The 20,649-nt window shown below is 62.9% G+C and carries 18 protein-coding genes and 2 tRNA genes; 11 read left to right on the top strand and 9 right to left on the bottom strand.

Annotation, left to right across the window (positions count from 1 at the left end; all coding sequences use genetic code 11):
• Positions 1-153: 153 nt before the first annotated feature.
• From JWV26_RS19495 to JWV26_RS19480, 4 genes are all read right to left on the bottom strand, one after another.
• A complete protein-coding gene (locus JWV26_RS19495) occupies positions 154-1,116 on the bottom strand; it encodes a siderophore ABC transporter substrate-binding protein (RefSeq protein ID WP_074914121.1) in 963 nt (320 codons plus the stop codon).
• Positions 1,117-1,215: 99 nt separating this feature from the next.
• Positions 1,216-3,300, bottom strand: a complete 2,085-nt coding sequence (locus JWV26_RS19490) for a TonB-dependent receptor domain-containing protein (protein ID WP_074914120.1) — start codon at positions 3,298-3,300, stop codon at positions 1,216-1,218.
• A gap of 323 nt (positions 3,301-3,623) precedes the next feature.
• Positions 3,624-4,961, bottom strand: coding sequence for a sensor histidine kinase (locus tag JWV26_RS19485; protein ID WP_074914119.1), 1,338 nt, complete (start codon positions 4,959-4,961; stop codon positions 3,624-3,626).
• Entirely contained in the window at positions 4,958-5,668 is a 711-nt protein-coding gene (locus tag JWV26_RS19480; protein WP_072424600.1) for a response regulator transcription factor, read from the bottom strand. The genes JWV26_RS19485 and JWV26_RS19480 overlap by 4 nt, the downstream gene beginning before the upstream one ends.
• Positions 5,669-5,787: 119 nt before the next feature.
• On the opposite strand from JWV26_RS19480, the gene JWV26_RS19475 reads away from it, so the two are divergent.
• From JWV26_RS19475 to JWV26_RS19460, 4 genes are read left to right on the top strand one after another with little or no spacing between them, the layout of a single operon-like run.
• A complete protein-coding gene (locus tag JWV26_RS19475; protein WP_074914117.1) occupies positions 5,788-8,538 on the top strand; it encodes a response regulator in 2,751 nt (916 codons plus the stop codon).
• 9 nt (positions 8,539-8,547) lie between these two features.
• Complete coding sequence (locus JWV26_RS19470) at positions 8,548-9,543, top strand: 2-hydroxyacid dehydrogenase (protein WP_074914116.1); 996 nt, start codon at positions 8,548-8,550, stop codon at positions 9,541-9,543.
• A 27-nt stretch (positions 9,544-9,570) separates the two neighbouring features.
• Positions 9,571-10,002: a hypothetical protein gene (locus JWV26_RS19465; RefSeq protein WP_003461765.1), complete on the top strand. Its 432-nt coding sequence runs from the start codon at positions 9,571-9,573 to the stop codon at positions 10,000-10,002.
• A gap of 4 nt (positions 10,003-10,006) precedes the next feature.
• A complete protein-coding gene (locus JWV26_RS19460) occupies positions 10,007-10,405 on the top strand; it encodes an META domain-containing protein (RefSeq protein ID WP_074914114.1) in 399 nt (132 codons plus the stop codon).
• A 103-nt stretch (positions 10,406-10,508) separates the two neighbouring features.
• Here JWV26_RS19460 and dinB read toward each other — a convergent pair whose 3' ends face one another.
• Positions 10,509-11,513 carry a DNA polymerase IV gene (gene dinB / locus JWV26_RS19455; RefSeq protein ID WP_420890304.1) on the bottom strand — a complete coding sequence of 335 codons (1,005 nt, stop codon included), beginning with the start codon at positions 11,511-11,513 and terminating at the stop codon, positions 10,509-10,511.
• A 195-nt stretch (positions 11,514-11,708) separates the two neighbouring features.
• Between dinB and JWV26_RS19450 the strand changes: the two genes are divergently transcribed.
• From JWV26_RS19450 to tsaA, 6 genes are all read left to right on the top strand, one after another.
• Positions 11,709-11,785: transfer RNA gene (locus tag JWV26_RS19450), tRNA-Met, on the top strand.
• A gap of 114 nt (positions 11,786-11,899) precedes the next feature.
• A tRNA-Met gene (locus tag JWV26_RS19445) sits at positions 11,900-11,976 on the top strand.
• Between the two features lie 142 nt (positions 11,977-12,118).
• Positions 12,119-13,441, top strand: a complete 1,323-nt coding sequence (gene rimO / locus JWV26_RS19440; protein WP_064494515.1) for a 30S ribosomal protein S12 methylthiotransferase RimO — start codon at positions 12,119-12,121, stop codon at positions 13,439-13,441.
• Positions 13,442-13,543: 102 nt separating this feature from the next.
• Positions 13,544-14,254, top strand: coding sequence for an rRNA pseudouridine synthase (locus JWV26_RS19435; RefSeq protein WP_074914112.1), 711 nt, complete (start codon positions 13,544-13,546; stop codon positions 14,252-14,254).
• Positions 14,255-14,297: 43 nt separating this feature from the next.
• Entirely contained in the window at positions 14,298-14,504 is a 207-nt protein-coding gene (locus JWV26_RS19430; protein WP_074914111.1) for a hypothetical protein, read from the top strand.
• 10 nt (positions 14,505-14,514) lie between these two features.
• Positions 14,515-15,219, top strand: a complete 705-nt coding sequence (gene tsaA, locus JWV26_RS19425; RefSeq protein WP_072424593.1) for a tRNA (N6-threonylcarbamoyladenosine(37)-N6)-methyltransferase TrmO — start codon at positions 14,515-14,517, stop codon at positions 15,217-15,219.
• Between the two features lie 43 nt (positions 15,220-15,262).
• Here the strand turns inward: tsaA and JWV26_RS19420 are convergent, their stop codons facing one another.
• Positions 15,263-15,565 carry a putative quinol monooxygenase gene (locus JWV26_RS19420; RefSeq protein WP_017677499.1) on the bottom strand — a complete coding sequence of 101 codons (303 nt, stop codon included), beginning with the start codon at positions 15,563-15,565 and terminating at the stop codon, positions 15,263-15,265.
• A gap of 61 nt (positions 15,566-15,626) precedes the next feature.
• On the opposite strand from JWV26_RS19420, the gene JWV26_RS19415 reads away from it, so the two are divergent.
• Positions 15,627-16,043 carry a VOC family protein gene (locus JWV26_RS19415; protein WP_196456212.1) on the top strand — a complete coding sequence of 139 codons (417 nt, stop codon included), beginning with the start codon at positions 15,627-15,629 and terminating at the stop codon, positions 16,041-16,043.
• 144 nt (positions 16,044-16,187) lie between these two features.
• Here the strand turns inward: JWV26_RS19415 and JWV26_RS19410 are convergent, their stop codons facing one another.
• The 3 genes from JWV26_RS19410 to maiA form a co-directional block, all read right to left on the bottom strand.
• Entirely contained in the window at positions 16,188-18,140 is a 1,953-nt protein-coding gene (locus JWV26_RS19410) for a methyl-accepting chemotaxis protein (protein ID WP_074914108.1), read from the bottom strand.
• A gap of 288 nt (positions 18,141-18,428) precedes the next feature.
• On the bottom strand, positions 18,429-19,889 hold the full coding sequence (locus JWV26_RS19405; RefSeq protein WP_074914106.1) for a sodium-dependent transporter: 1,461 nt from the start codon (positions 19,887-19,889) through the stop codon (positions 18,429-18,431).
• 91 nt (positions 19,890-19,980) lie between these two features.
• The gene (gene maiA, locus JWV26_RS19400; RefSeq protein ID WP_074914105.1) at positions 19,981-20,631 is read right to left on the bottom strand and encodes a maleylacetoacetate isomerase; all 651 of its coding nucleotides are present in this window, start codon (positions 20,629-20,631) and stop codon (positions 19,981-19,983) included.
• Positions 20,632-20,649: the final 18 nt, after the last annotated feature.

Here is a 20,649-nt window from a genome sequence, read left to right as displayed (position 1 = left end):
TCCAGACTGACGCGAAGGGGCATCATGATACGCCGAACCCGTCGCTTCATCACGCCATGATCGGTTGCAGGCGGTGATCAAGCCTTGCCGCGGATGCAATCCGGGATTGTCTGGTAGTGACCCGGACTGCATCCGGGCCATATGCCGCCTCTTTTATTGCGCGGCAGCGAAAGCCTTCAGAGTGCTAATAAGGCCCTGATAGCCGCCAGTGGCGATATACCAGGTCGCCGGATCGAGATAGAACACCGTGCCATCGGCCCAAGCCTTGCTGGTTGCTATACCGGCATGCTTGCCCAGCGTCTCGTCGGCCTTGCCTTCACCGCCGGTTGCCGCTCCACGGTCGAGGATCACCAACCACTGCGGCTGTTCTTTCAACGCCGCCTCCAGGCGCACCTTCTGCCGCTCGCGCAGTTGCCTGGCCTCGGGCGAATCCGGCGCCGGACGCCCCTGCGCAACGCTCGCAGGATCCACCGACTCGACCACCGAGCGAGTACCCAGCACTTCGTTGAGCATGCCGAAACGCTCGCCCGGCGCATGCAGCATCAGCGCGTCATTGACGGTGAACAGCGTCAGCGAGCTCTGGCCGGTAGTCTTTGCATGAACGGCAGCCAGTTCCTTATCCAGCTGTGCCTGGAGCTGTGCAGCCTGCGCCTGCTTGTCGAAGATCTCGCCCAGCACTTTCAGATTACCCTGCACGCCCGCCAGGAAGTGGTCTGGGGCGATGCTCAGGTCGATAGTCGGCGCCAGCGCCGAAAGCGCCTCGAACCGATTGCTGGAACGACCGCCGATGATGATCAGGTCCGGCTTGAGACGCTCCAAAGCCGCCTGATCCGGCTCGAACAGGGTGCCAACATTGACGGTCTTGCGCCCTTCGTATTTCGCCTTCAGGTAGGCCGGCCCGGCCATCTGCGGTACGCCAGCGGCGGCGATGCCCAGGGCGTCGAGCGTATCGAGTACGCCCAGATCGAACACCGCGACGCGCGTGGGCGCCTGCTCCAGGGTCAGGCTGCCCTGGCCATGCTCGATGACCAGTGGGTAGGCGGCATGGGCCGACACGGCGCACAGCAGCATGCCAAGGTGCAGCAGGTTGATCAGGCTACGCTTGAACAGCGTCATATGGATTCCTCGCTATTGAGTGCGGTGTGCTGCCGTAGCAGCGCACCAGGAACTGGCGGCCCAGGCCAGCGCAGGGCGGCCTGGGCGATGTGCAGCGCCTCAGAAGCTCTGAGTCAGGCCGAACACGTAGCGCCTGCCATCGAGGTTGTAGGCATAGTCATCGTCGGTGGTGACTTCCTTGTTGGTAACGTTGTACACGCCGAACTTCAGGCTGAGATCTTTGCTTGGCCGGTACACCAGGCCGATATCGGCAAAGGTATAGGCCGGATAGGTCACGCCGTTGCTGGCGGCGCCACTGGTGCCGGTCTGCCAGCGACCGGATGTCTCGCCCCGGTAGTTGAGCTGGGTCCAGAGGTTCAGCTGCTGCGTGGCCTGCCAGTCCAGCGAAACGTTGAACATGTGCTTGGCCATGTCGTTGAGCGGCTCGCCCTTGTACTGGCCGGTCTTCTGTTCGGTGCTGGTGTAGGTGTAGCTGTGGCGGTAAATCAGGTTGTCGAGCAGTTGGTAGTCGAGGGTGAACTCGACGCCCCTGAGCTCCGCCTCGTCGACGTTTTCGTAGGCGGTGTAGCCGTATTGATGCGCCGGATAGGCGGTGCCGTTGTACACGCAGGGCACGTTCGGCTGGCAGACGCGACCGGTGCGGTTGATCTTGTCCTTGTAGTCGGTCTGGTAGACGGTCAAGGTGGTGTTGAGGCCCAGATCGAAGTTTTCGTAGCCGATGCCGATCTCGCGATTGAGGCTGGTTTCCGGCGTCAGCTCGGGGTTACCGATGATGACGCCGCCCCGGGAGCTGGAGCCGAAATCGGTTGCGGCCTGGCGCAGGCTCGGCGCCTTGTAGCCGGAGGTCACGCCGCCCTTGAGGGTGAAGTTCTCGGTCAGGTGATAGACGGCATAGACCTTGGGACTGACTTCGCTGCCGAATGCCTCGTTGTCGTCGTAGCGGGCACTCAAGGTCAGCGACAGGTCGTCGGTCAGGCTCCAGTTGTCTTCCAGGAAGATCGAGTTCTGGTAGCGCTCCATCTCTACCACCGCATCGGCTACCGGTACGACCGGCGGACGCAGACCGCTGCTGGCACCGTCCTTGAGCTCTTCGTACTTGTGGGTCAGGCCGCCGGTCAGCGCATGAGAGCCGAGGAAATAGGTGGCCTGGGTGTTGGCCGTCAGCACGTTGTACTCGATGCCATTGCCGGTATTGGCGTTGACACGGGTCGGGTTCTCCGAGGTGTCGTAGTTGACGTAGGTATCCAGCAGCAGGTTGTCGTAACGCCCTTCGTGGGTTATGGCGTAGGTCTTGAGAATCGACTCGTTGTAGCTCGGCTCGTCAGCCATGTCGATGCTCTTGCCCGGATTGGCCCAACGGCGTTGCAGCGCCTCGTTGTAGTTGAAGGTGACCAGGTTCTGCTCGTCGATGTTCCAACCCAGCTTGCCGCCCAGATTGCTTCTTCTGTACCTGGGGTCAGAGGCAGCACTGTCGTCACCGCCGAGGAAATGACTTTCATCCTGGTGCAGGAAGGAACCGTTGACCTGCAGGGCCAGCACATCCTCGATCAGCGGCGCATTCAGATAGGCACTGGTCTGATAACCGTCCTCGTTCACCTTGTTGGCGCTATCGGCCAGGCTGTACTCGGTGGTGATGCTACCGGCGAACTCGTTGCGGATTTTCTTGGTGATGATGTTGATCACCCCGCCCATGGCATCGGAGCCATACAGGGACGAAGCCGGGCCACGAATGACCTCGATACGCTCGATCGCCTCGATCGGTGGCAGGAAATTGATTGGCGTACCGTTCTGGGTACCGTTGAGGCCGAAGGAGTCGTTGCCCTGCATCGGCCGCCCATCGATCAGAAACAGCGTATAGCCCGAGGTCATGCCGCGGATCTGTATCGAGCGCTCCACGCCGCCACCGGCAATCTGCACCCCAGCGACATTCTTCAGCGCGTCGGTGATATCGGTGTAGGAGCGCTTCTTCAGTTCTTCTGCGGAGATGACGGTGATGGCGGCAGGCGCATCCTTGACGCTTTGCTCAAAACCCGTAGCGGTGACCACTACCGCCCCAAGCTCCAGTTGCTCGGACTTTTCCTCGGCACCCGCCGAACAGGCCAGCGAGGCCAGCGTGACAGCCAGCAGGGTTCTGTTGAATCGAGGCCGAGACGATGCAGCGAGACGTTGCTGGTTGAGTGACATGTGGATTGCTCCCAGTGATCAAGGTAAATCGAGTTGTCGGCTTGTTGCCAGCGGCCGTCCTGCACAGGAACTCGAACCCTGCACTCCCCCGGACATAGGCTTCACCGGCTGACCCAACTCGGAACATCGGCAGCAAGCTCCGCCATGGTCAGCGGGAGCAAACGGCCGAAGCCAATCGAAAGGGCCGTGGCAAAGCCTCCGATGGACAACACGCCATCGAGAGCGAGCACTAGGAAGAAAAAGAAGCGCTACTACTTGCCGGCCCTGCCGGGTCAGACGCAAATAGTAAGAATTTACATTTGAGAGTAAATCTAATTTACGAACTATACACTTTTCAGCCGCAGCTTCAGTCGCAGCCCAGGCCGTGCATTCTCTGCCCACAGGTGCCCGCCCTGGGTAGCGATCATGCTGCGCGCAATGGCCAGCCCCAGGCCGAAGCCGTCACCACCCGGACGAGCCGCGCTGAGCCGGGTGAAGGGACGAAAGATGTTCTCCAACTCGCTCTCGGCGACACCCGGCCCCTGATCCTCGATGCACAAAAGCCATTGGTCCCCTTCGCGCTGTCCGGCCAGGCGCACCACACCACCCTCCGGCGAGTGGCGAATGGCATTGCGCAGGATGTTCTCCAACGCCTGCGCCAGGCCGTTGAGATTGCCTAGCACCCGGCAATCAGCCGGCAACTCGCAGGGCATGCGCTCGATGGGCCAGCCCGTCTCGAAGCCGGCGTTTTCCCTCAGCACATCCCAGAGCCTGACGATGTCCACCTCTTCCAGCGGCAAGCTGGGCCGTTCGGTATCCAGCCACACCAGCTCCAACGCGTCGCCGACCAGCTTTTCCATTTCCTCGACTTCACGGACCAGGCGCTGACGCAGGGCCTCGATGTCCTGTTCGCTCTCCCCCGCCACACGCAAGCGGGCCAACGGCGTGCGCAGCTCATGGGACAGGTCGCGCAGCAACTGGCGCTGGAACGCCACGGTGCCCTGCAGGCGCTCGGCCATATGATCGAAGGTTCGTGCCAGCTCACCCAGCTCATCCTTGCGCCGTGTCACCTGCGGCCCGAGCCGAGCAGACAGGTCGCCTGCACTGAGTGCCGCGGCCTGACGCCTAAGGATCGCCAGCGGAGCGATCAGCAAGCGATACAGCAGAACGGCCACGACCACGGCCAGCACCGCCGGCAGCACGCGCTGCAGCAGCAACTCCCACAGTTCGTTGTACTTGCGCGGGTTCAAACGCTGCGGCAACTCCATCACCAGCCGAGCATTGCCGTCGCTGAAAGGAATGTAGAAGGTCGGCGTGCCGCCTGGCCGCCCTACCGGGAACTCCAGCCTGCGCACGAAATCGAGGCGTTGCGCCTGTTCGGCCGTCAAGGTTTGCGAGGACAGCGAGTCCTTGTGCTGATCGACCACCACGGCCCAGATCTGCTCACGCTCCTGCAGCCGCTGCAGAAAGGCATCGACGCCTGCTGCGCCCTCCTCGCGCCACGTCGTTTCCGCCTCCCGGGCATAGCCTTTGAGCGTCTGCCGGGTGGACTCGGGCAAGTAGGACGTGGCATCGATCAGCTCACGGCCGACATCCACATGCAGACTGACCAGCAGCAGGCAGAACAGCGCCAATGCTCCGGCCAGCCGCCAGAGCAGCGAATGTCGCCCCGGCAGGTTCATGCCCCGGCCTGCGTCAGGATGTAGCCCTTGCCCCAGACGGTGTCGACACGTGTGGCCTCGTAGCCGACGGCCTGCAATTTGCGACGGATATGACTGACGTGCATGTCCAGGCTGCGGTCGTGCTGAGCGTATGCGCGGCGCAGCGCCTGCTGATAAAGGAAGGGTTTGCTCAGCGCCTCGTCCTTGTGCCGCCAGAGCAGCTCCAGCACCCGGTATTCGCTGGGCGTCAGGCCGACCCAGGCGCCACGAAAAGCCACATCGCTACGGCCCTCGTCGAACTGCAAACCGTTGCCCTCTGTACTCGACTGCGGCTCGCGGCGCTCATAGGCGACACGCCGCAGGATCGCGTCCACTCGAACGCTCAGCTCGCCCAGGCTGAAAGGCTTGGGCAGATAGTCGTCGGCGCCCTGACTGAAACCGGCGATGCGGTTCTGCTCATCGCCCAACGCAGACATCAGCAGAACCGGCACACTGCGGCGCTGGCGCAATTGCTGCAGCGCCACCAGGCCATTGGTGCCGGGCAGCAGGATGTCCATCAGGATCAGATCGAAATCCTCGTTCTCAGCCAAGCGCAAGCCATCACTGCCGTCATGGCTGAGGGTCACGTCGAAACCACGGGCCATCAGGTGAGACTGCAGATGACTGGCAAGCAGAGGGTCGTCCTCGACAGCGAGGATCCGGGCTGGAGAAGTGGAGCTGGCGTTCATGGAGAGAAACCGAAGATGCAGAATGAGAACAATTCTACCTACTAAACGACAATCGCTCACCTACAGATTCCGCCGCGCTGAATCGCTACACTGCCCAGATGTCATTAAGGAGGAACGCCGTGTTCAAGGATCTAGGCATCAAAGGCCGCGTGCTGCTGCTCACCCTGTTCCCCACCAGCCTGCTGGCGCTGGTGCTGGGTGGCTATTTCACCTGGGTGCAACTGTCAGGTTTGCAGACGCAACTGCTGCAGCGCGGTGAGATGCTGGTCGAACACTTGGCGCCCCTGGCGGCCCCCGCGCTGGAACAGCAGGCCACGAAAAAACTCGAACGTATCGCTCGCCAGGCACTGGAGCACCCAGATGTGCGTGCGGTGGGTTTTCTCACCCCTGAGCGCACGTCACTGGCACATGCCGGGCCCAGCATGCTCAACCCGTCACCCAGCGGCCAGGCCGGCGTCAGCTTGCTCAGCGGCCAGGACGCCACGCGTTTTCTGCTACCGGTCTACGACCAGCATCTGGTGCTCAGCGACGACTTCACTGAGGACCGCCAGCCTGAGCTGCTCGGCTGGGTCGAACTGGAGCTTTCGCATCAGGGCACCTTGCTCAGCGGCTACCGCAGCCTGTTCGCCAGCCTGCTGCTGATCGCCGGCGGCCTTGCCGTCACCGCCCTGCTCGCTCTGCGCATGGGCCGCAGCATCAACGAGCCATTGCGCGAGATCAAGGCCGGTGTCGCCCAACTCAAGGATGGCCACCTGGAAACCCGCCTGCCGCCGCTGGGCAGCCATGAGATGGATGAGCTGGCCGCCGGCATCAACCGCATGGCCGAGGCCCTGCAGAACGCGCAGGAAGAACTGCAACACAGCATCGAGCAGGCCACCGAGGACGTGCGGCAGAACCTGGAAACCATCGAGATCCAGAACATCGAGCTGGACTTCGCACGCAAGGAGGCTCTGGAAGCCAGCCGCATCAAGTCCGAGTTCCTGGCCAACATGAGCCACGAGATCCGCACCCCGCTCAACGGCATCCTCGGCTTCACCAACCTGCTGCAGAAGAGCGAGCTCAGCCCGCGCCAGCAGGATTACCTGTCGACCATCGAGAAGTCCGCCGACAGCCTGCTCGGCATCATCAATGAGGTGCTCGACTTCTCCAAGATCGAAGCGGGCAAGCTGATGCTCGAATCCATCCCCTTCAACCTGCGCGACCTGCTGCAGGACACCCTGACCATCCTCGCCCCCGCAGCCCATGAAAAGCAGCTGGAGCTGGTCAGCCTGATCTACCGCGACACCCCGTTGGCTCTGCGCGGTGATCCGCTGCGCCTGAAGCAGGTACTGACCAACCTGGTCAGCAATGCGATCAAGTTCACCCGCGAAGGCACCATCGTCATGCGCGCCATGGTCGAGGACGAAAGTGCCGACAGCGCGCAACTGCGTATCAGCGTGATGGACACCGGCATCGGCCTGTCGGATGAAGACCTGCGCGCGCTGTTCCAGGCCTTCAGCCAGGCCGACAACTCGCTCAGCCGCCAGGCCGGTGGCACCGGCCTCGGCCTAGTGATTTCCAAACGCCTGATCGAGCAGATGGGCGGCGAGATCGGCGTCGACAGCACCCCGGGCGAAGGCTCTGAGTTCTGGATCACCCTGACCCTGCCCAAGGCCCGCGACGACGCTGAAGACCTGCCACGTGCCGCCCTCCAGGGCCGCCGCGTGGCCGTGCTGGAAAGCCACGAGCTGGCGCGCCAGGCGCTGACCCACCAACTCGAAGACTGCGGCCTGGAGGTGGAAAGCTTCGCTGATCCCGGCCAACTCTTCGCTGCGGTTAACCAGCAGCAGAATCACGAACGACCGCTGAGCCTGGCTGTGCTTGGCATCACCGCCAGCCAGCTACCACCCGACAGCCTCGGCCAGCGTATCGAGGAGCTCGATCGGCTCGGCTGCAAGGCCCTGGTGCTGTGCCCGACCACCGAACTGGGGCAGTTTCACGACTCGCTGTCCGATGCCTACGCGCAACTCCAGGCCAAACCACCCTGCACACGCAAGCTGTACAAGGCGCTGGTGGAACTGGTCAGCCCACAACGCCCGGCCAGCGAGTCGCTCACCATCAGCAACACGCGCCGACCGCAAATCCTCTGCGCCGACGACAACCCGGCCAACCTGCTGCTGGTGCAAACCCTGCTCGATGACCTCGGTGCTCAGGTCACCGCCGTGGACAGCGGCTACGCGGCTATAGAAGCGGTACAGCACGGCAGCTTCGACCTGGTGTTCATGGACGTGCAGATGCCCGGCATGGATGGCCGCGAAGCCACCGAAGCGATTCGCCAGTGGGAAAGCGAACAGGGTCGCAGCGCCACGCCAATCATCGCCCTTACCGCCCATGCGCTGGCCAACGAGAAGCGAGCCCTGCTGCAGAGCGGCATGGACGACTACCTGACCAAGCCGATCAACGAACGCCAACTGGCCCAGGTGGTGCTCAAGTGGACGGGACTGAATCTGCGCAACCAGCCCAATCAGAGGATTGCACCGGCTGCTGCGCCGCAGTCGCAGCCCAAGGTACTCGACGCCGAAGAAGGCCTGCGCCTGGCTGCAGGCAAAGCCGATCTGGCGGCGGACATGCTGAGCATGCTGCTGGCCGGTCTGCCCGGCGACCGCCTGGCCATCCGCCAGGCTCGCGATGCTGGCGAACGCACTGCCCTGATCGAGCGGGTGCATCGCCTGCACGGCGCCACGCGCTACTGCGGGGTGCCGCAACTGCGCATGGCCTGCCAGCGCAGCGAGACGCTGCTCAAACAGGACGACCCCGAGGCCCAGCGCGCCCTGGACGAACTGGACGCCGCAATCGCGCGCCTGACCGAAGCGGCGGCACAAAGCGCCTGAGGAACTGCCATGCGTATCTGCCTGTTCAGCAGCAAAACCTACGACCGCGAGTCCTTCCTGGCCGCAAACGGCTCGCCCGATTGGCAGCTGCAGTTTCATGAAGCGCGCCTGACCCACGACAGCGTGGCCCTGGCCAAAGGCAGTGAAGTGGTATGCGCCTTCATCAATGATGATCTGTCGGCGCCGGTACTGGAACAGTTGGCCGCCGGCGGCACGCGCCTGATCGCCCTGCGCTCGGCCGGTTACAACCATGTCGACCTGACAGCCGCGCAGCGCCTCGGTCTGCCAGTGGTGCGAGTACCGGCCTATTCGCCGCATGCCGTGGCCGAACACGCCGTGGCCCTGGTACTGGCGCTGAACAGGCGCATCCACCGCGCGTTCAACCGCACCCGCGAGGGTGATTTTTCCCTGCATGGCCTGACCGGCTTCGACTTGCACGGCAAGACCGTCGGCGTGGTTGGCGGTGGCAAGATCGGCCAGGTATTCGCCCGCATCATGCACGGCTTCGGTTGCCAGGTACTGATCTACGATCCGTTCCCGCTGACCGGGCTCGATGACCTCGGTGCACGCCAGGCACCACTCGAAGAAGTGATCGCCAGCAGCGACATCCTCAGCCTGCACTGCCCACTGACCGATGACAGCTACCACCTGATAGATGCTGCGCGTCTGGCGCAGATGAAACGTGGCGCGATGCTGATCAACACCGGCCGCGGCGCGCTGGTCGAGGCGCCGGCACTGATCAAGGCGCTGAAAAGCGGCCAGCTCGGCTACCTGGGGCTGGACGTCTACGAGGAGGAGTCGGAACTGTTTTTCGAGGATCACTCCGACCTGCCATTGCAGGACGACACCCTGGCCCGCCTGCTGAGCTTTCCCAACGTCATCGTTACCGCGCACCAGGCCTTTCTCACCCACGAGGCGCTCGACGCCATCGCCCGCACCACGCTGGACAACATCGCCGCCTGGCTCGCCGGCCGGCCAAGCAATGAGGTCAAGGCCGGCGCGTGATAGCATGCCGGCTGATCTGGAGGACCCATGGCCGAACACGATTTCCGTTATTCCCTGCTCAACCCGCAACACACCCTCACCGAATGCCGCGCACTGGCGCCGGGCCGCTACCAGGTCACCGGCAACGGCGGTTCGATCCAGGCCAATGACGTGCTGCTGGTCACCCTCAAGGGCAGTCGCGACCTGCACATGCGCCTGGAAGTGGAGAAGGTACGCCACCTGATCAACCCGCCCGGCCAATGGCTGGCCGTGTGCAAGGGTCCGCAGTTCAAGGAACTGGCCATTCATAACTGGCAAGTGAACTGCGACAGCTGCGGCAAGCAGCTGGATTTCGAATTCGCCGTCGATGCCGCGCTCGGCAAAGCCGCGCAAGCGCCAGCCGCCGAAGCCCGTATCGCCGAGCTTGGCTGGCGTAACGACGCTGGCCGTCACCTATGCCGCACCTGCCAGGAGGCCTGACACCATGTACCGCGCCCTGCCCCTTGCCCTGCTCACCGCCACCTTGGTCGGCTGTGCCAGCGACGCACCACAGCTGGAAACCGAACGCAGCTACCAGGTGGAATGGATCGGCGAAAGCCCGCTGATCGACCGCAGCCACCTGACCGTCACCTTTGCCGCTGACGGTCGCGCTCACGGGCATGCCGGCTGCAACCACTGGTTCGCTGGCTACACGCTGAAGGATGACGCTGTCCGTTTCGAAACCCCGGGTAGCACCCGCAAGATGTGCGCGCCCTCATTGATGGAGCAGGAGCAGCGCTTCCTCGCGGCGTTGGAGGAAGTGCAGCGCTGGGACTTCAACGACATCGGCCAGTTGCAGCTGTGGCCGGCCACCGGCAAGCCGATTCGCCTCTGGCCCGAGTGAGGCGTAGGGCATACCGCTACGCCGGCCGCTCGGAAGCAGTACGCCGTTGGATTTGCACAGCGCCGCAGAACGGCGGACTGTTCGCTTCGCTCCTGAGTCCGCCCTACGGCGCGAACAACTCCAGTTGCTCCTGCCGCCCGCGCAGATCATGCAGCCTGACTCCCACCCCGAGCAGGCGCACCGGCTTGTCGCCACGGGCGAATGCGTTGCTCAGCAATAGCCTATAGCTCTCCAGATCCCGACTGGCCCCTGCCTGTTCCAGAGTGGTCTGGGTGAAATCATGAAACTTCACTTTGACGAAAGGCTTGTCCGGTCGATAGCTGGCGTCCAGGCGCTGCAGGCGGCCGTTCATCTCTTCGAGCAGCGCCGGCAGTTTCTCCAGGCAGGTTTCCAGATCCGGCAGATCCTGATCGTAGGTGTGCTCCACGCTCAACGACTGGCGGCGGCTATCCACTTGCACGGCACGTTCGTCGATACCGTGGGCCAGGCGCCACAAGCGCTCACCGAAACTGCCGAACTCGCGCACCAGCGCCAGATTGTTCCATTCCCGCAGATCCAGACAGGTACGAATCCCTAAGCGCGTCAGCTTGTCAGCCGTGACCTTGCCGACGCCATGCAGCTTGTTCACCGGCAACTGCGCAACGAAATCGTCGACCTGATCCGGGGTAATGACGAACAACCCGTTGGGTTTGCGCCAGTCGCTGGCGATCTTGGCCAGGAACTTGTTCGGCGCGACGCCAGCCGACACGGTGATGTGCAGCTCCTGCGCCACACGACGGCGAATTTCCTGGGCGATGCGCGTGGCGCTACCAGCGAAATGCGGCGAGTCACTGACATCCAGATACGCCTCGTCCAGCGACAGCGGCTCGATCAGGTCGGTGAACTGACGAAAGATGCCGTGAATGTCACGAGAGACCGAGCGGTATACCTCGAAGCGCGGTTTGACGATCAGAAGATCCGGGCACAACTTCAGCGCATGCCGCGACGACATCGCCGAACGCACACCATAGGCGCGCGCCTCGTAGTTGCAGGTGGCGATTACCCCGCGGCGGTCCGCCGAACCGCCGACTGCCAGCGGACGACTGGCCAGACTCGGGTCGTCACGCATCTCGATGGCGGCGTAAAAGCAGTCGCAGTCCACGTGAATTATCTTGCGCACATCACCCTCGGAAGCCTCGCCCAGCCTGGCCTGGAGCACTGAAGTCTAACAGCTGTTTAACGCTAAGCACCTGAGTTGAAAACACTTTTCTCGCAAATAGCGGTTGACACCTGAGCATCTGGCTGTAGAATGCCGACCCACAGACGCGGGATGGAGCAGTCTGGTAGCTCGTCGGGCTCATAACCCGAAGGTCGTAGGTTCAAATCCTGCTCCCGCAACCAGCTTCACGAAAGGGCCACTCAATGAGTGGCCTTTTTGCTTTGACGAAAATTAACTTTTTCGATCAAAAGAAACAAATCGATTGACAAGGCCTTAAGTAAGCGTAGAATTGCCGGCGCGGGATGGAGCAGTCTGGTAGCTCGTCGGGCTCATAACCCGAAGGTCGTAGGTTCAAATCCTGCTCCCGCAACCACCTTCAGATAAAGGCCACTCAATCGAGTGGCCTTTTTCGTTTCCGCTCCTTGACCAGCACTGGTCAAGCGTATGATCCGCCGCTAGAATTGCGCACTTTTTGATCAGAGGCGCCACCCAGGCGCCCTTAGAGGTTAGCCCGCATGTCCACCGCCACACCTAAAGTAGGGTTTGTCTCCCTTGGCTGTCCAAAAGCGACGGTCGACTCCGAGCGAATCCTGACCCAACTGCGCATGGAAGGTTACGAGATCGTTCCGACCTACCAGGATGCCGACGTGGTGGTGGTCAACACCTGTGGCTTCATCGACAGTGCCAAGGCCGAATCGCTGGACGCCATCGGTGAAGCGCTGGCGGAAAACGGCAAGGTGATCGTCACCGGTTGCATGGGCGTGGCCGAAGACAGCATCCGCGACGTGCACCCGAGCGTGCTGGCCGTCACCGGCCCGCAGCAGTACGAGCAGGTGGTCAACGCCGTACACGAAGTCATCCCGCCGAAGACCGAGCACAACCCGCTGATCGACCTGGTGCCGCCGCAAGGCATCAAGCTGACCCCGCGCCACTATGCGTACCTGAAGATTTCTGAAGGCTGCAACCATACCTGCAGCTTCTGCATCATCCCGTCCATGCGCGGCAAGCTGGTCAGCCGCCCGGTGGGCGATGTGCTCAGCGAAGCCGAGCGCCTGGTCAAAGCTGGCGTGAAAGAGCTGCTGGTGATCAGCCAGGACACCAGCGCCTACGGCGTCGACCTGAAGTACAAGCTGGACTTCTGGAACGGCCAGCCGGTGAAGACGCGCATGCTCGAGCTGTGCGAAGCGCTGTCGTCGATGGGCGTTTGGGTGCGTCTGCACTACGTCTACCCCTACCCCAACGTCGATGATGTGATCCCGCTGATGGCCGCCGGCAAGCTGTTGCCGTACCTGGACATCCCCTTCCAGCACGCCAGCCCGAAAGTACTCAAGTCGATGAAGCGCCCGGCCTTCGAAGACAAGACCCTGGCGCGCATCAAGAAGTGGCGTGAGATCTGCCCGGAGCTGACCATCCGCTCCACCTTCATCGTCGGTTTCCCCGGCGAGACCGAAGAGGACTTCCAGTACCTGCTGGACTGGCTGACCGAAGCGCAGCTCGACCGCGTCGGTTGCTTCCAGTATTCGCCGGTCGAAGGCGCACCAGCCAACGACCTGGGCCTGGAAGTGGTGCCTGACGACGTCAAGCAGGACCGTTGGGAGCGCTTCATGGCGCACCAGCAGGCTATCAGCTCTGCACGTCTGCAGGCCAAGATCGGCCTGGAGATGGACGTACTGATCGACGAAGTGGACAGCGAAGGGGCCGTGGCCCGCTCCTGGGCCGACGCCCCGGAGATCGACGGCAGCGTGTTCATCGATTCCCCCAACGTCAAGCCGGGCGACAAGGTGCGCGTGCGCATCGTCGATGCCGACGAGTACGACATGTGGGGCGAACTGGTCTGACCGACCTATCTCCTGAAAAGCCCCGCAGCATGCGGGGCTTTTTCTTTCCCGGCAGCACAGCTTCTTGCCGGTACAATGACCTTCTTTTTGTCGAGCCCAGTCATGAGCGAAGCCACTCGTCTGTCCAAACGCGTCATCGAGCTGTTCGGTTGCTCGCGCCGTGAAGCCGATCTTTACATCGCAGGGGGCTGGGTGACGGTGGACGGCAAGGTGGTCGAGGCGCCGCAATTCAAGGTCGAGGATCAGCGCGTCGAGTTGCACCCCGATGCCAGCCTTGATCCCGTGGAGCCCGTCACCCTGCTGGTGCATGGCTCGACTGGCTGCAACGCCGCACAGTTGCAGCACCTGCTGGTACGCGAACGCCACTGGGAACAAGACCCGCACACCCAGCGCGTCCTGCATGGCCACTTCCTGCGCCAGGAGCAGAGCCTGCCGCTGCAGACCGGCGCCAGCGGCCTGATAGTGCTCAGCCAGGACTGGCGCACGCAACGCAAGCTGCGCGAGGATGCGGCCAAGCTGGAACAGGAATATCTGGTCGAAGTAGCCGGCGAAGTGCCCGCCAGCGCATTGGAGCGCCTGAAGAAAGGCTGGCTGCACAAGGACACGCAGTTCCCGCCATGCAAGGCCAGCTGGCAGAGCGAACAGCGCCTGCGCTTCGCGCTGAAGAATCCGGCCCCTGACCTGCTGCGGCAGATCTGTACGGCGTTGGGCCTGAAGGTGCTGGGCATGAAGCGCATCCGCATCGGCGGCGTCCCCATGACCAAGTTGCCGGTCGGGCAATGGCGCTATCTGGGCGAGAAAGAACGATTCTGAGGTCGTGTTAGGCTGTGTCCGTCACGCTCTGGAGACCACCATCATGCGTATCCTACTGCTCACCGCACTGCTCGCCCTGAGCCTGCCCGGCCTCGCCGCGCCGGCACCATTCTTTCTCTGGCAAAGCAAGGTCGACGGCCACCTGACCTGCGCCCAGGTCAGCCCTGGTGAGGGCTGGATTCGCTTCACCGGCCCATTCCGCGATGCCGGCTGCCGCGTGGCATACGACGCCCCCGTCAACAGACGCTAAGCAGGACACCATGCAGCATCTGGTTTCTCCGGTCGGTATCGTTCGCTCCTGCTTCAAGGAAAAATTCGCCATTCCTCGCCAGCCGCACCTGGCGCCCGCCGCGCGCGGCGTGCTGGAACTGCTGCCACCCTTCGATCAGGGCGAGGCCGTGCAGGGCCTGGAACAGGTCAGCCATGTCTGGTTGCTGTTTCTCTTTCATCAGGCGCTGGAAGACAAGCCACGCCTGAAAGTGCGCCCGCCGCGCCTGGGCGGAAACCAGGCGGTAGGCGTGTTCAGCACCCGCGCCACCCATCGCCCCAACGGCATCGGCCAGTCAGTGGTACGCCTGGAACGAGTGGAGCCGGACCGCCTGCACCTGTCCGGCATCGACCTGCTCGACGGCACCCCGGTGCTGGATATCAAACCCTATGTGCCGTACGCCGATTCTGTGGCCGATGCCCGCAACGATATGGCAGATGCACCACCACCCCTGATTACAGTGGACTGGCAGGATGACGCCCTACGCCTGGCGCACCAGCATGCGCAACGTCTGAACGAGCCGCTGGTGGAGCTGATCGAGCAGTGCCTGGCGCAGGATCCGCGCCCGGCCTACCAGCAGCCGCAGCCCGAGCGCCGCTATGGTGCGCGCTTCTGGGATCTGGACGTGCACTGGCACTATCCCGAGCCAGGGCATATCCGGGTGCTGGATATGCAGATGGCACAGAGCACGGCCTGACCGAGCCTTCGGAACGGCCAGTGGTGCAACGGGCAGCCTCACTTCAGCGCGATGGATTGAGCGCCAGCATATCGGCTTCGATAGCCTCCTGACGCTCGATCAGTGGTTCCACCAGCGGCCGGCTGGCGAGGAAATGCGCGGTTCGCGTATGCGCCTCGAAAGCCGCCTCGTCGACGTACACCTCGTACAGCCACACCAGATCGGGATCACTGCGGTCACGCATCACGTCGAAGGTCAGGCAGCCCGGCTCATCGCGCACCGAAGCAGCGGCGTTGACGCGCATGGCATCCATGAACGCCCCGAAACTGCCGGGCTTGAGTTGGGTCTTGAGCAATAGCACGTACACGGCAACCTCCATTATGTTTTATATTTGAAAAATAATTGTATACATATTGGAGTGTAAAAAGATGCTCGAACGCCCATCACGCCTCAATGGCCTGCGTCATTTGGCCCTGCTGGTACCCAACCTGGAAGAATGCGAGCGTTTCTACGTGGACGTGCTGGGCATGCAGTTGCTGCACCGCGCCAACGAGGACCTGGTCTACCTGACCTGCGGCAACGACAACCTGTCGCTCGGCCGCGCCTATGCCGAGAGCCACGGCGTGGCGCTGGTGGATCATTACGGCTTCATCGTCGACAGCATCGAGGAACTGGACGCCTGGTACCAGTACCTCAAGGCACAAGGGGTGACACTGCTGGATCGGCCTTTCGATCATGGCGACGGCGCGCGCAGCTTTCACCTGCTGGACCCAGCGGGCAACAAGGTGCAGCCGCTCTATCATCCTGCGATATCGGGCCAGCGCTTCAGTCCAGCCCGAACCTGAACATGTGGGAGCGAGCGCTGTAGGGCGTACTCGCGAAGCAGTACGCCGTTAGGACGTTTGCCGCACCGAAGACGGCGGACTGTTCGCTGACGCTCCTGAGTACGCCCTACCCCCGCCCGGGGCCGGCGTCCCGGTTCGCCCGAGTCAGGTGCGGAACTGGCGCACCAACTCCTGCAGCTCGACACCCAAACGCGCCAGCTCGGCGCTGGAGGCCGCAGTCTGTTCCGTGGCGGTAGCGCTCTGCTCACCGATATCGCGCACGCGAGTGACGCTCTCGTTGATCGCCTCGGCCACGGCGCTCTGCTCCTCGGCAGCGGCGGCGATCTGCTGGTTCATCTGCTCGATGGTACTCACTGCCTGAGTGATGCGCCCCAGCGCGTCACCAGCCTCGCCCGCCAGCTCGACGGTGCGGCGGGTCAGGTCGCGGCTGCTGTCCATCTGCTGCACGGCGCCCTTGGCCATCCGCTGCAGGCCGGCGATCAGGCTCTCGATCTCTTCGGTGCTGTCCTGAGCGCGCTTGGCCAGCGCGCGTACTTCGTCGGCGACCACGGCGAAACCACGGCCCTGCTCACCTGCACGTGCCGCTTCGATGGCCGCGTTGAGCGCCAGCAGGTTGGTCTGCTCGGCGACGTTGCGAATCACCTCCAGCACACTGCCGATGCGCGCGCTTTCCTGATTCAGGTCGGCGATGGCCTTGGCGGACTGTTCCACTTCGCTGGCCAGACTGTCGATCTGATCCACCGCCTGCTGCACCACGCGATTGCCCTGCTGCGCCTCCAGATCCGCATCGCGCGCCGCCAGCGAGGCCTGCTCGGCATTCTGTGCCACTTCCTGCACGGTCGCAGCCATCTGGTGCATGGCGGTGGCGGTCTGCTCGGTTTCCAGTTTCTGCGTCTGCACCCCGGCGCTGGTCTGCGCGGTAATCGCCGACAATTGCTCGGCAGCCGCCGCGATCTGCCCGACGCCCCCACCAATACGTCCGACCAGGGTGCGCAGGCTGAGCGTCATGTCCTGCATGGCGGCCAGCAACTGGCCCACTTCGTCGCGGCGATCCTGCGGGATGTTCTGACTGAGATCGCCTGCGGCGATGCGTTGGGCGAATGTCACGGTCTGGCGCAGCGGTGCGACGATCAAGCGGGTGATCAGCAACGCCGCGCACAGGCCCAGCACCACTGCGGCAGCCCCCATGATGCCGAGCATCACCAGCGAGCGCTGGCTGTCGTCGAGCATGCTTTGCTCGGCCGCCGCCTGGGCTGCTTCGGCCAGGTCCACCACCGAGCGCGCACGTTCGATCATGGCGTTCTCAGTGGCCAGATTCTGCTCACGCAGTTGCTGGTAATAGAGGAAGGAACGCTGGTAGAAGGTCAGCGCCTGCAGCGCGGTGTCAATGGCGCCTTTCTGGTCGTCGTTGAGCCATACCATCAGGCTGCGAGCCACGGTTTGCAGGTCTTCGCTGACGTATTCCCATTCCTCCAGCGCCTCAGCCGAACCGTCGATGATGTACAGGCTTTCATGGCCACGCAGATCGAGCATGCGTTTGCTCAGGCCGGATGCGGTTTCCGCCAGGGTCAGCGGATCGCTGCCGCGCAGTCGGTCGCCCTGCAGACGCAGTTCACGTACCGCGTCGTACATGTCCAGCTCGATCACCTCGAACTGGTCGCGCGCTTCGGCAGCGGCGTTGCGCATGTCCTGCCGCGCTTCGCGTGCCTTGTCCTGCTGCTCGACATAGTTGTCGAACTGCTTGAGGTACTCGGCCACGGCCTGCTGCATGGTCTGATTACGCGAGCTGGCACCTGAACCGTCCTGCGCGAGCTTTTCCAGCAGCGCCTGCACCTTGAGCAGGCTGGCCCGCACGAGCTCGGCACTCTGCGGGGTCTGCTCGATGGCGAAGCTGCGCTCCAGGCGACGTGCCTGAAGAATCTCCTGGTTGACCTGTGCCAACTGGCCGACCTGGGCATGTCCTTGCAGCACCGCCTGTACAGCGAGAAAGCCGCTGCCGGTCATGGCTGCAGTGAGCAGCAATACCAGACCGAAGCCGATGAATAACTTCTTGCCGACGGCAAGGTTGGCGAATAGGCGTGCGGCAGGTTCAAACATAGGGACAACTCCAGGTTCTTCTTATAAAGCCACGTCTCGTGAACGCGGCCTGGTCGGAAGGCAACGCAACTGCTGTGCCAAATCGAACCCCATATATCGGCAGCAAAGGCGCCCAGCTTGAGTACTGGCAATTCGCCAAGTGGTGTTGTTAAGCATAGCCCCTGAAAAGTAAGCATCTGGCCATGCTCGGCAACTATCCGCTTATTGGCGCCGATTTACTGGCGATTTTTCGCCGACAAAAAAGGCGCAGACCCTCACGGAGCTGCGCCTCGACCTGCCATCAACGACTCAGCGGCCAGTCAGTACCGGCATCACTCGTGGCCGCAGCAATTCGCCGGCCACAGCCAGCAGACCGATGGCGCCGGCAATCCAGTACCACTGCAGCACCGGGTCGAACAGCAGCCAGCCCAGTGCATGCAGGAACACCACCATGATCAGCACCGGGCTGACGTAGCGCACCATGAACAACCAGAGCGCGTAGCCCGCAGGAGGCAGGCCCAGCTCGTCACGCATGATTTCGCCGCGCAGCGCGTAGCCTGCAAGCACCACCATGAAGATACCGCCCAGCGGCATCATCCAGCGCGAGGTAAAGTAGTCCAGCCAGTCGAAGAAGTTCTTGCCCAGCGGCGTCCAGCCCGCCAGCAGGTTGAACGAGAGCATGGCCAGCAGGCTGATCAGCAGCAACACGACACCAGCCAGCGCCGCCGACTTCAGGCGGCTGATGCCATGTTTTTCGTTAAGGTAAGCGACGCTGGCCTCGATCATGGAAATGGCCGAGGTCAGCGCAGCGATCGACACCATGGCGAAGAACAGCACGCCGAAAGCGGTACCAAATGGCATCTGCTGGAAGGCCAGCGGCAGACTCATGAAAATCAAACCAGGGCCTGCCCCGGGACTCATGCCGTTGGCGAAGATGATCGGAAAGATCGCCAGGCCGGCCAGCAGCGCCACGCAGGTGTCGCAGATCGCCACCAGGAAAGTGGTGCGGGCGATGGATTGGCCGTCGGGGATGTAGGAGCCGTAGGTGAGGATGGCGCCCGAGGCCAGGCTGAGGGTGAAGAAGGCATGGCCCAATGCGGCCAACAGCGCCTCGCCGGTGATTTTCGAGGCATCGAAATGGAACAGGAAATCGAAGCCAGCCTGGAAGCTGCCGCTGGTGAAGGCGTAGCCGACCAGCACGATCAACATCAGGGCCAGCCCCGGCATCATCCAGCGCACCGCTTTTTCGATGCCTTTCTGCACGCCCCTGGCGACGATCCACAGGGTCAGTAGCGCCACCAGCACGCTCCAGCCGCCAAGCTGCCAGGGGTTGGCGTTGTGCGCTTCGAACACCCCACCCAGCGTCTCGACGCTGGTGGCGGCCAGGGAGCCGTCGAGCATCTTCCACGTATAGGCGAAGGCCCAGCCGGCGACGACCACGTAGAAGCACAGGATCATGAAACCGGCGAGCATGGCCATACCACCAACCGCCTTCCACAGCGGGTTGCCGCCGTTCTCGCGGACCACACGGCCGATGGCGTCGATGGGACTGCCGCGACCACGGCGGCCGATGGCGATCTCGGTCATCATCACCGGAATGCCGATGGCCAGGATGCACGCCAGGTACATCAGCACGAAGGCGCCGCCGCCGTATTCACCGGTGATGTAGGGGAATTTCCAGATATTGCCCAGGCCGACGGCCGAGCCGGTTGCAGCGAGGATGAAGCCCCAGCGCGAGAGCCAGAGGTTCTTCGGTTTTTCACGGGTCATGCGTCACCTGTTTGTTTTTATCTGTGACGGAATCGGACCCGCCGCGCTTGTGGCGCAGCGGAATGCAAGGCTTGGGTTGAAGCCGAAGGTGTCACTGGGCGTCGACTTGTGCCTCCGGCGCGGCCAGTTGGAAGGCCTCCAGGGGTTCACAGCGCGCCGCCATGGCGACAATGCGTGGGTACGCGGCAAGGTCACAGTTAAAACGCCGCGCATTATACAGCTGCGGAATCAGGCAGGCTTCCAGATATCCAGGCCGCTCGCCGAGCGACAGGCGCCCGTCGAACGCAGCCAGGCCCTCCTCCACGGCGGCCAGACCCAGCGCGACCCAGTGCCGGTACCAGGCGTTTTTCGCCTCATCGGCGACGCCCAGTTCGCTGGACAGGTACTGCAGCACGCGCAGGTTGTTCAGCGGATGCACGTCGCAGGCGATATGCAGCGACAGCGCCCGCACCTGGGCACGCTCGGCTGGATCGGCTGGCAACAGCGCCGGCACCGGGAAGATCTCTTCGAGGTATTCGATGATCGCCAGCGACTGGGCGATGCGTACGCCGCCGCTCTCCTCGTCCACCAGTAGCGGCAGTAGCCCCTGCGGATTCAACGCGCGGTAGTCGGCGCCGTGCTGCTGCCCGCCATCCTTGACCAGGTGCACTGGCACCTGCTGGTAAGCCAGGCCCTTCAGGTTGAGGGCGATACGCACACGGTAGGCAGCGCTGGAGCGCCAGTAGCCGTAGAGTTTCAACATTGCGGATTCCTTTCGAAA

Origin of the sequence: Ectopseudomonas toyotomiensis (assembly GCF_017167985.1) — a bacterium.
GTDB lineage: Bacteria > Pseudomonadota > Gammaproteobacteria > Pseudomonadales > Pseudomonadaceae > Aquipseudomonas > Aquipseudomonas toyotomiensis.
Note: the sequence above shows the minus strand (reverse complement) of the source record. Positions and strands in the feature narration are given on the sequence as shown.

What these genes read in the sequence shown, in the direction of transcription:
- JWV26_RS19495 (WP_074914121.1), bottom strand. Translation starts at nt 1,116, where the DNA reads ATGACGCTGTTCAAGCGTAGCCTGATCAACCTGCTGCACCTTGGCATG.
- JWV26_RS19490 (WP_074914120.1), bottom strand. Translation starts at nt 3,300, where the DNA reads ATGTCACTCAACCAGCAACGTCTCGCTGCATCGTCTCGGCCTCGATTC.
- JWV26_RS19485 (WP_074914119.1), bottom strand. Translation starts at nt 4,961, where the DNA reads ATGAACCTGCCGGGGCGACATTCGCTGCTCTGGCGGCTGGCCGGAGCA.
- JWV26_RS19480 (WP_072424600.1), bottom strand. Translation starts at nt 5,668, where the DNA reads ATGAACGCCAGCTCCACTTCTCCAGCCCGGATCCTCGCTGTCGAGGAC.
- JWV26_RS19470 (WP_074914116.1), top strand. Translation starts at nt 8,548, where the DNA reads ATGCGTATCTGCCTGTTCAGCAGCAAAACCTACGACCGCGAGTCCTTC.
- JWV26_RS19465 (WP_003461765.1), top strand. Translation starts at nt 9,571, where the DNA reads ATGGCCGAACACGATTTCCGTTATTCCCTGCTCAACCCGCAACACACC.
- JWV26_RS19460 (WP_074914114.1), top strand. Translation starts at nt 10,007, where the DNA reads ATGTACCGCGCCCTGCCCCTTGCCCTGCTCACCGCCACCTTGGTCGGC.
- dinB (WP_420890304.1), bottom strand. Translation starts at nt 11,513, where the DNA reads ATGCGTGACGACCCGAGTCTGGCCAGTCGTCCGCTGGCAGTCGGCGGT.
- rimO (WP_064494515.1), top strand. Translation starts at nt 12,119, where the DNA reads ATGTCCACCGCCACACCTAAAGTAGGGTTTGTCTCCCTTGGCTGTCCA.
- JWV26_RS19435 (WP_074914112.1), top strand. Translation starts at nt 13,544, where the DNA reads ATGAGCGAAGCCACTCGTCTGTCCAAACGCGTCATCGAGCTGTTCGGT.
- JWV26_RS19430 (WP_074914111.1), top strand. Translation starts at nt 14,298, where the DNA reads ATGCGTATCCTACTGCTCACCGCACTGCTCGCCCTGAGCCTGCCCGGC.
- tsaA (WP_072424593.1), top strand. Translation starts at nt 14,515, where the DNA reads ATGCAGCATCTGGTTTCTCCGGTCGGTATCGTTCGCTCCTGCTTCAAG.
- JWV26_RS19415 (WP_196456212.1), top strand. Translation starts at nt 15,627, where the DNA reads ATGCTCGAACGCCCATCACGCCTCAATGGCCTGCGTCATTTGGCCCTG.
- JWV26_RS19410 (WP_074914108.1), bottom strand. Translation starts at nt 18,140, where the DNA reads ATGTTTGAACCTGCCGCACGCCTATTCGCCAACCTTGCCGTCGGCAAG.
- JWV26_RS19405 (WP_074914106.1), bottom strand. Translation starts at nt 19,889, where the DNA reads ATGACCCGTGAAAAACCGAAGAACCTCTGGCTCTCGCGCTGGGGCTTC.
- maiA (WP_074914105.1), bottom strand. Translation starts at nt 20,631, where the DNA reads ATGTTGAAACTCTACGGCTACTGGCGCTCCAGCGCTGCCTACCGTGTG.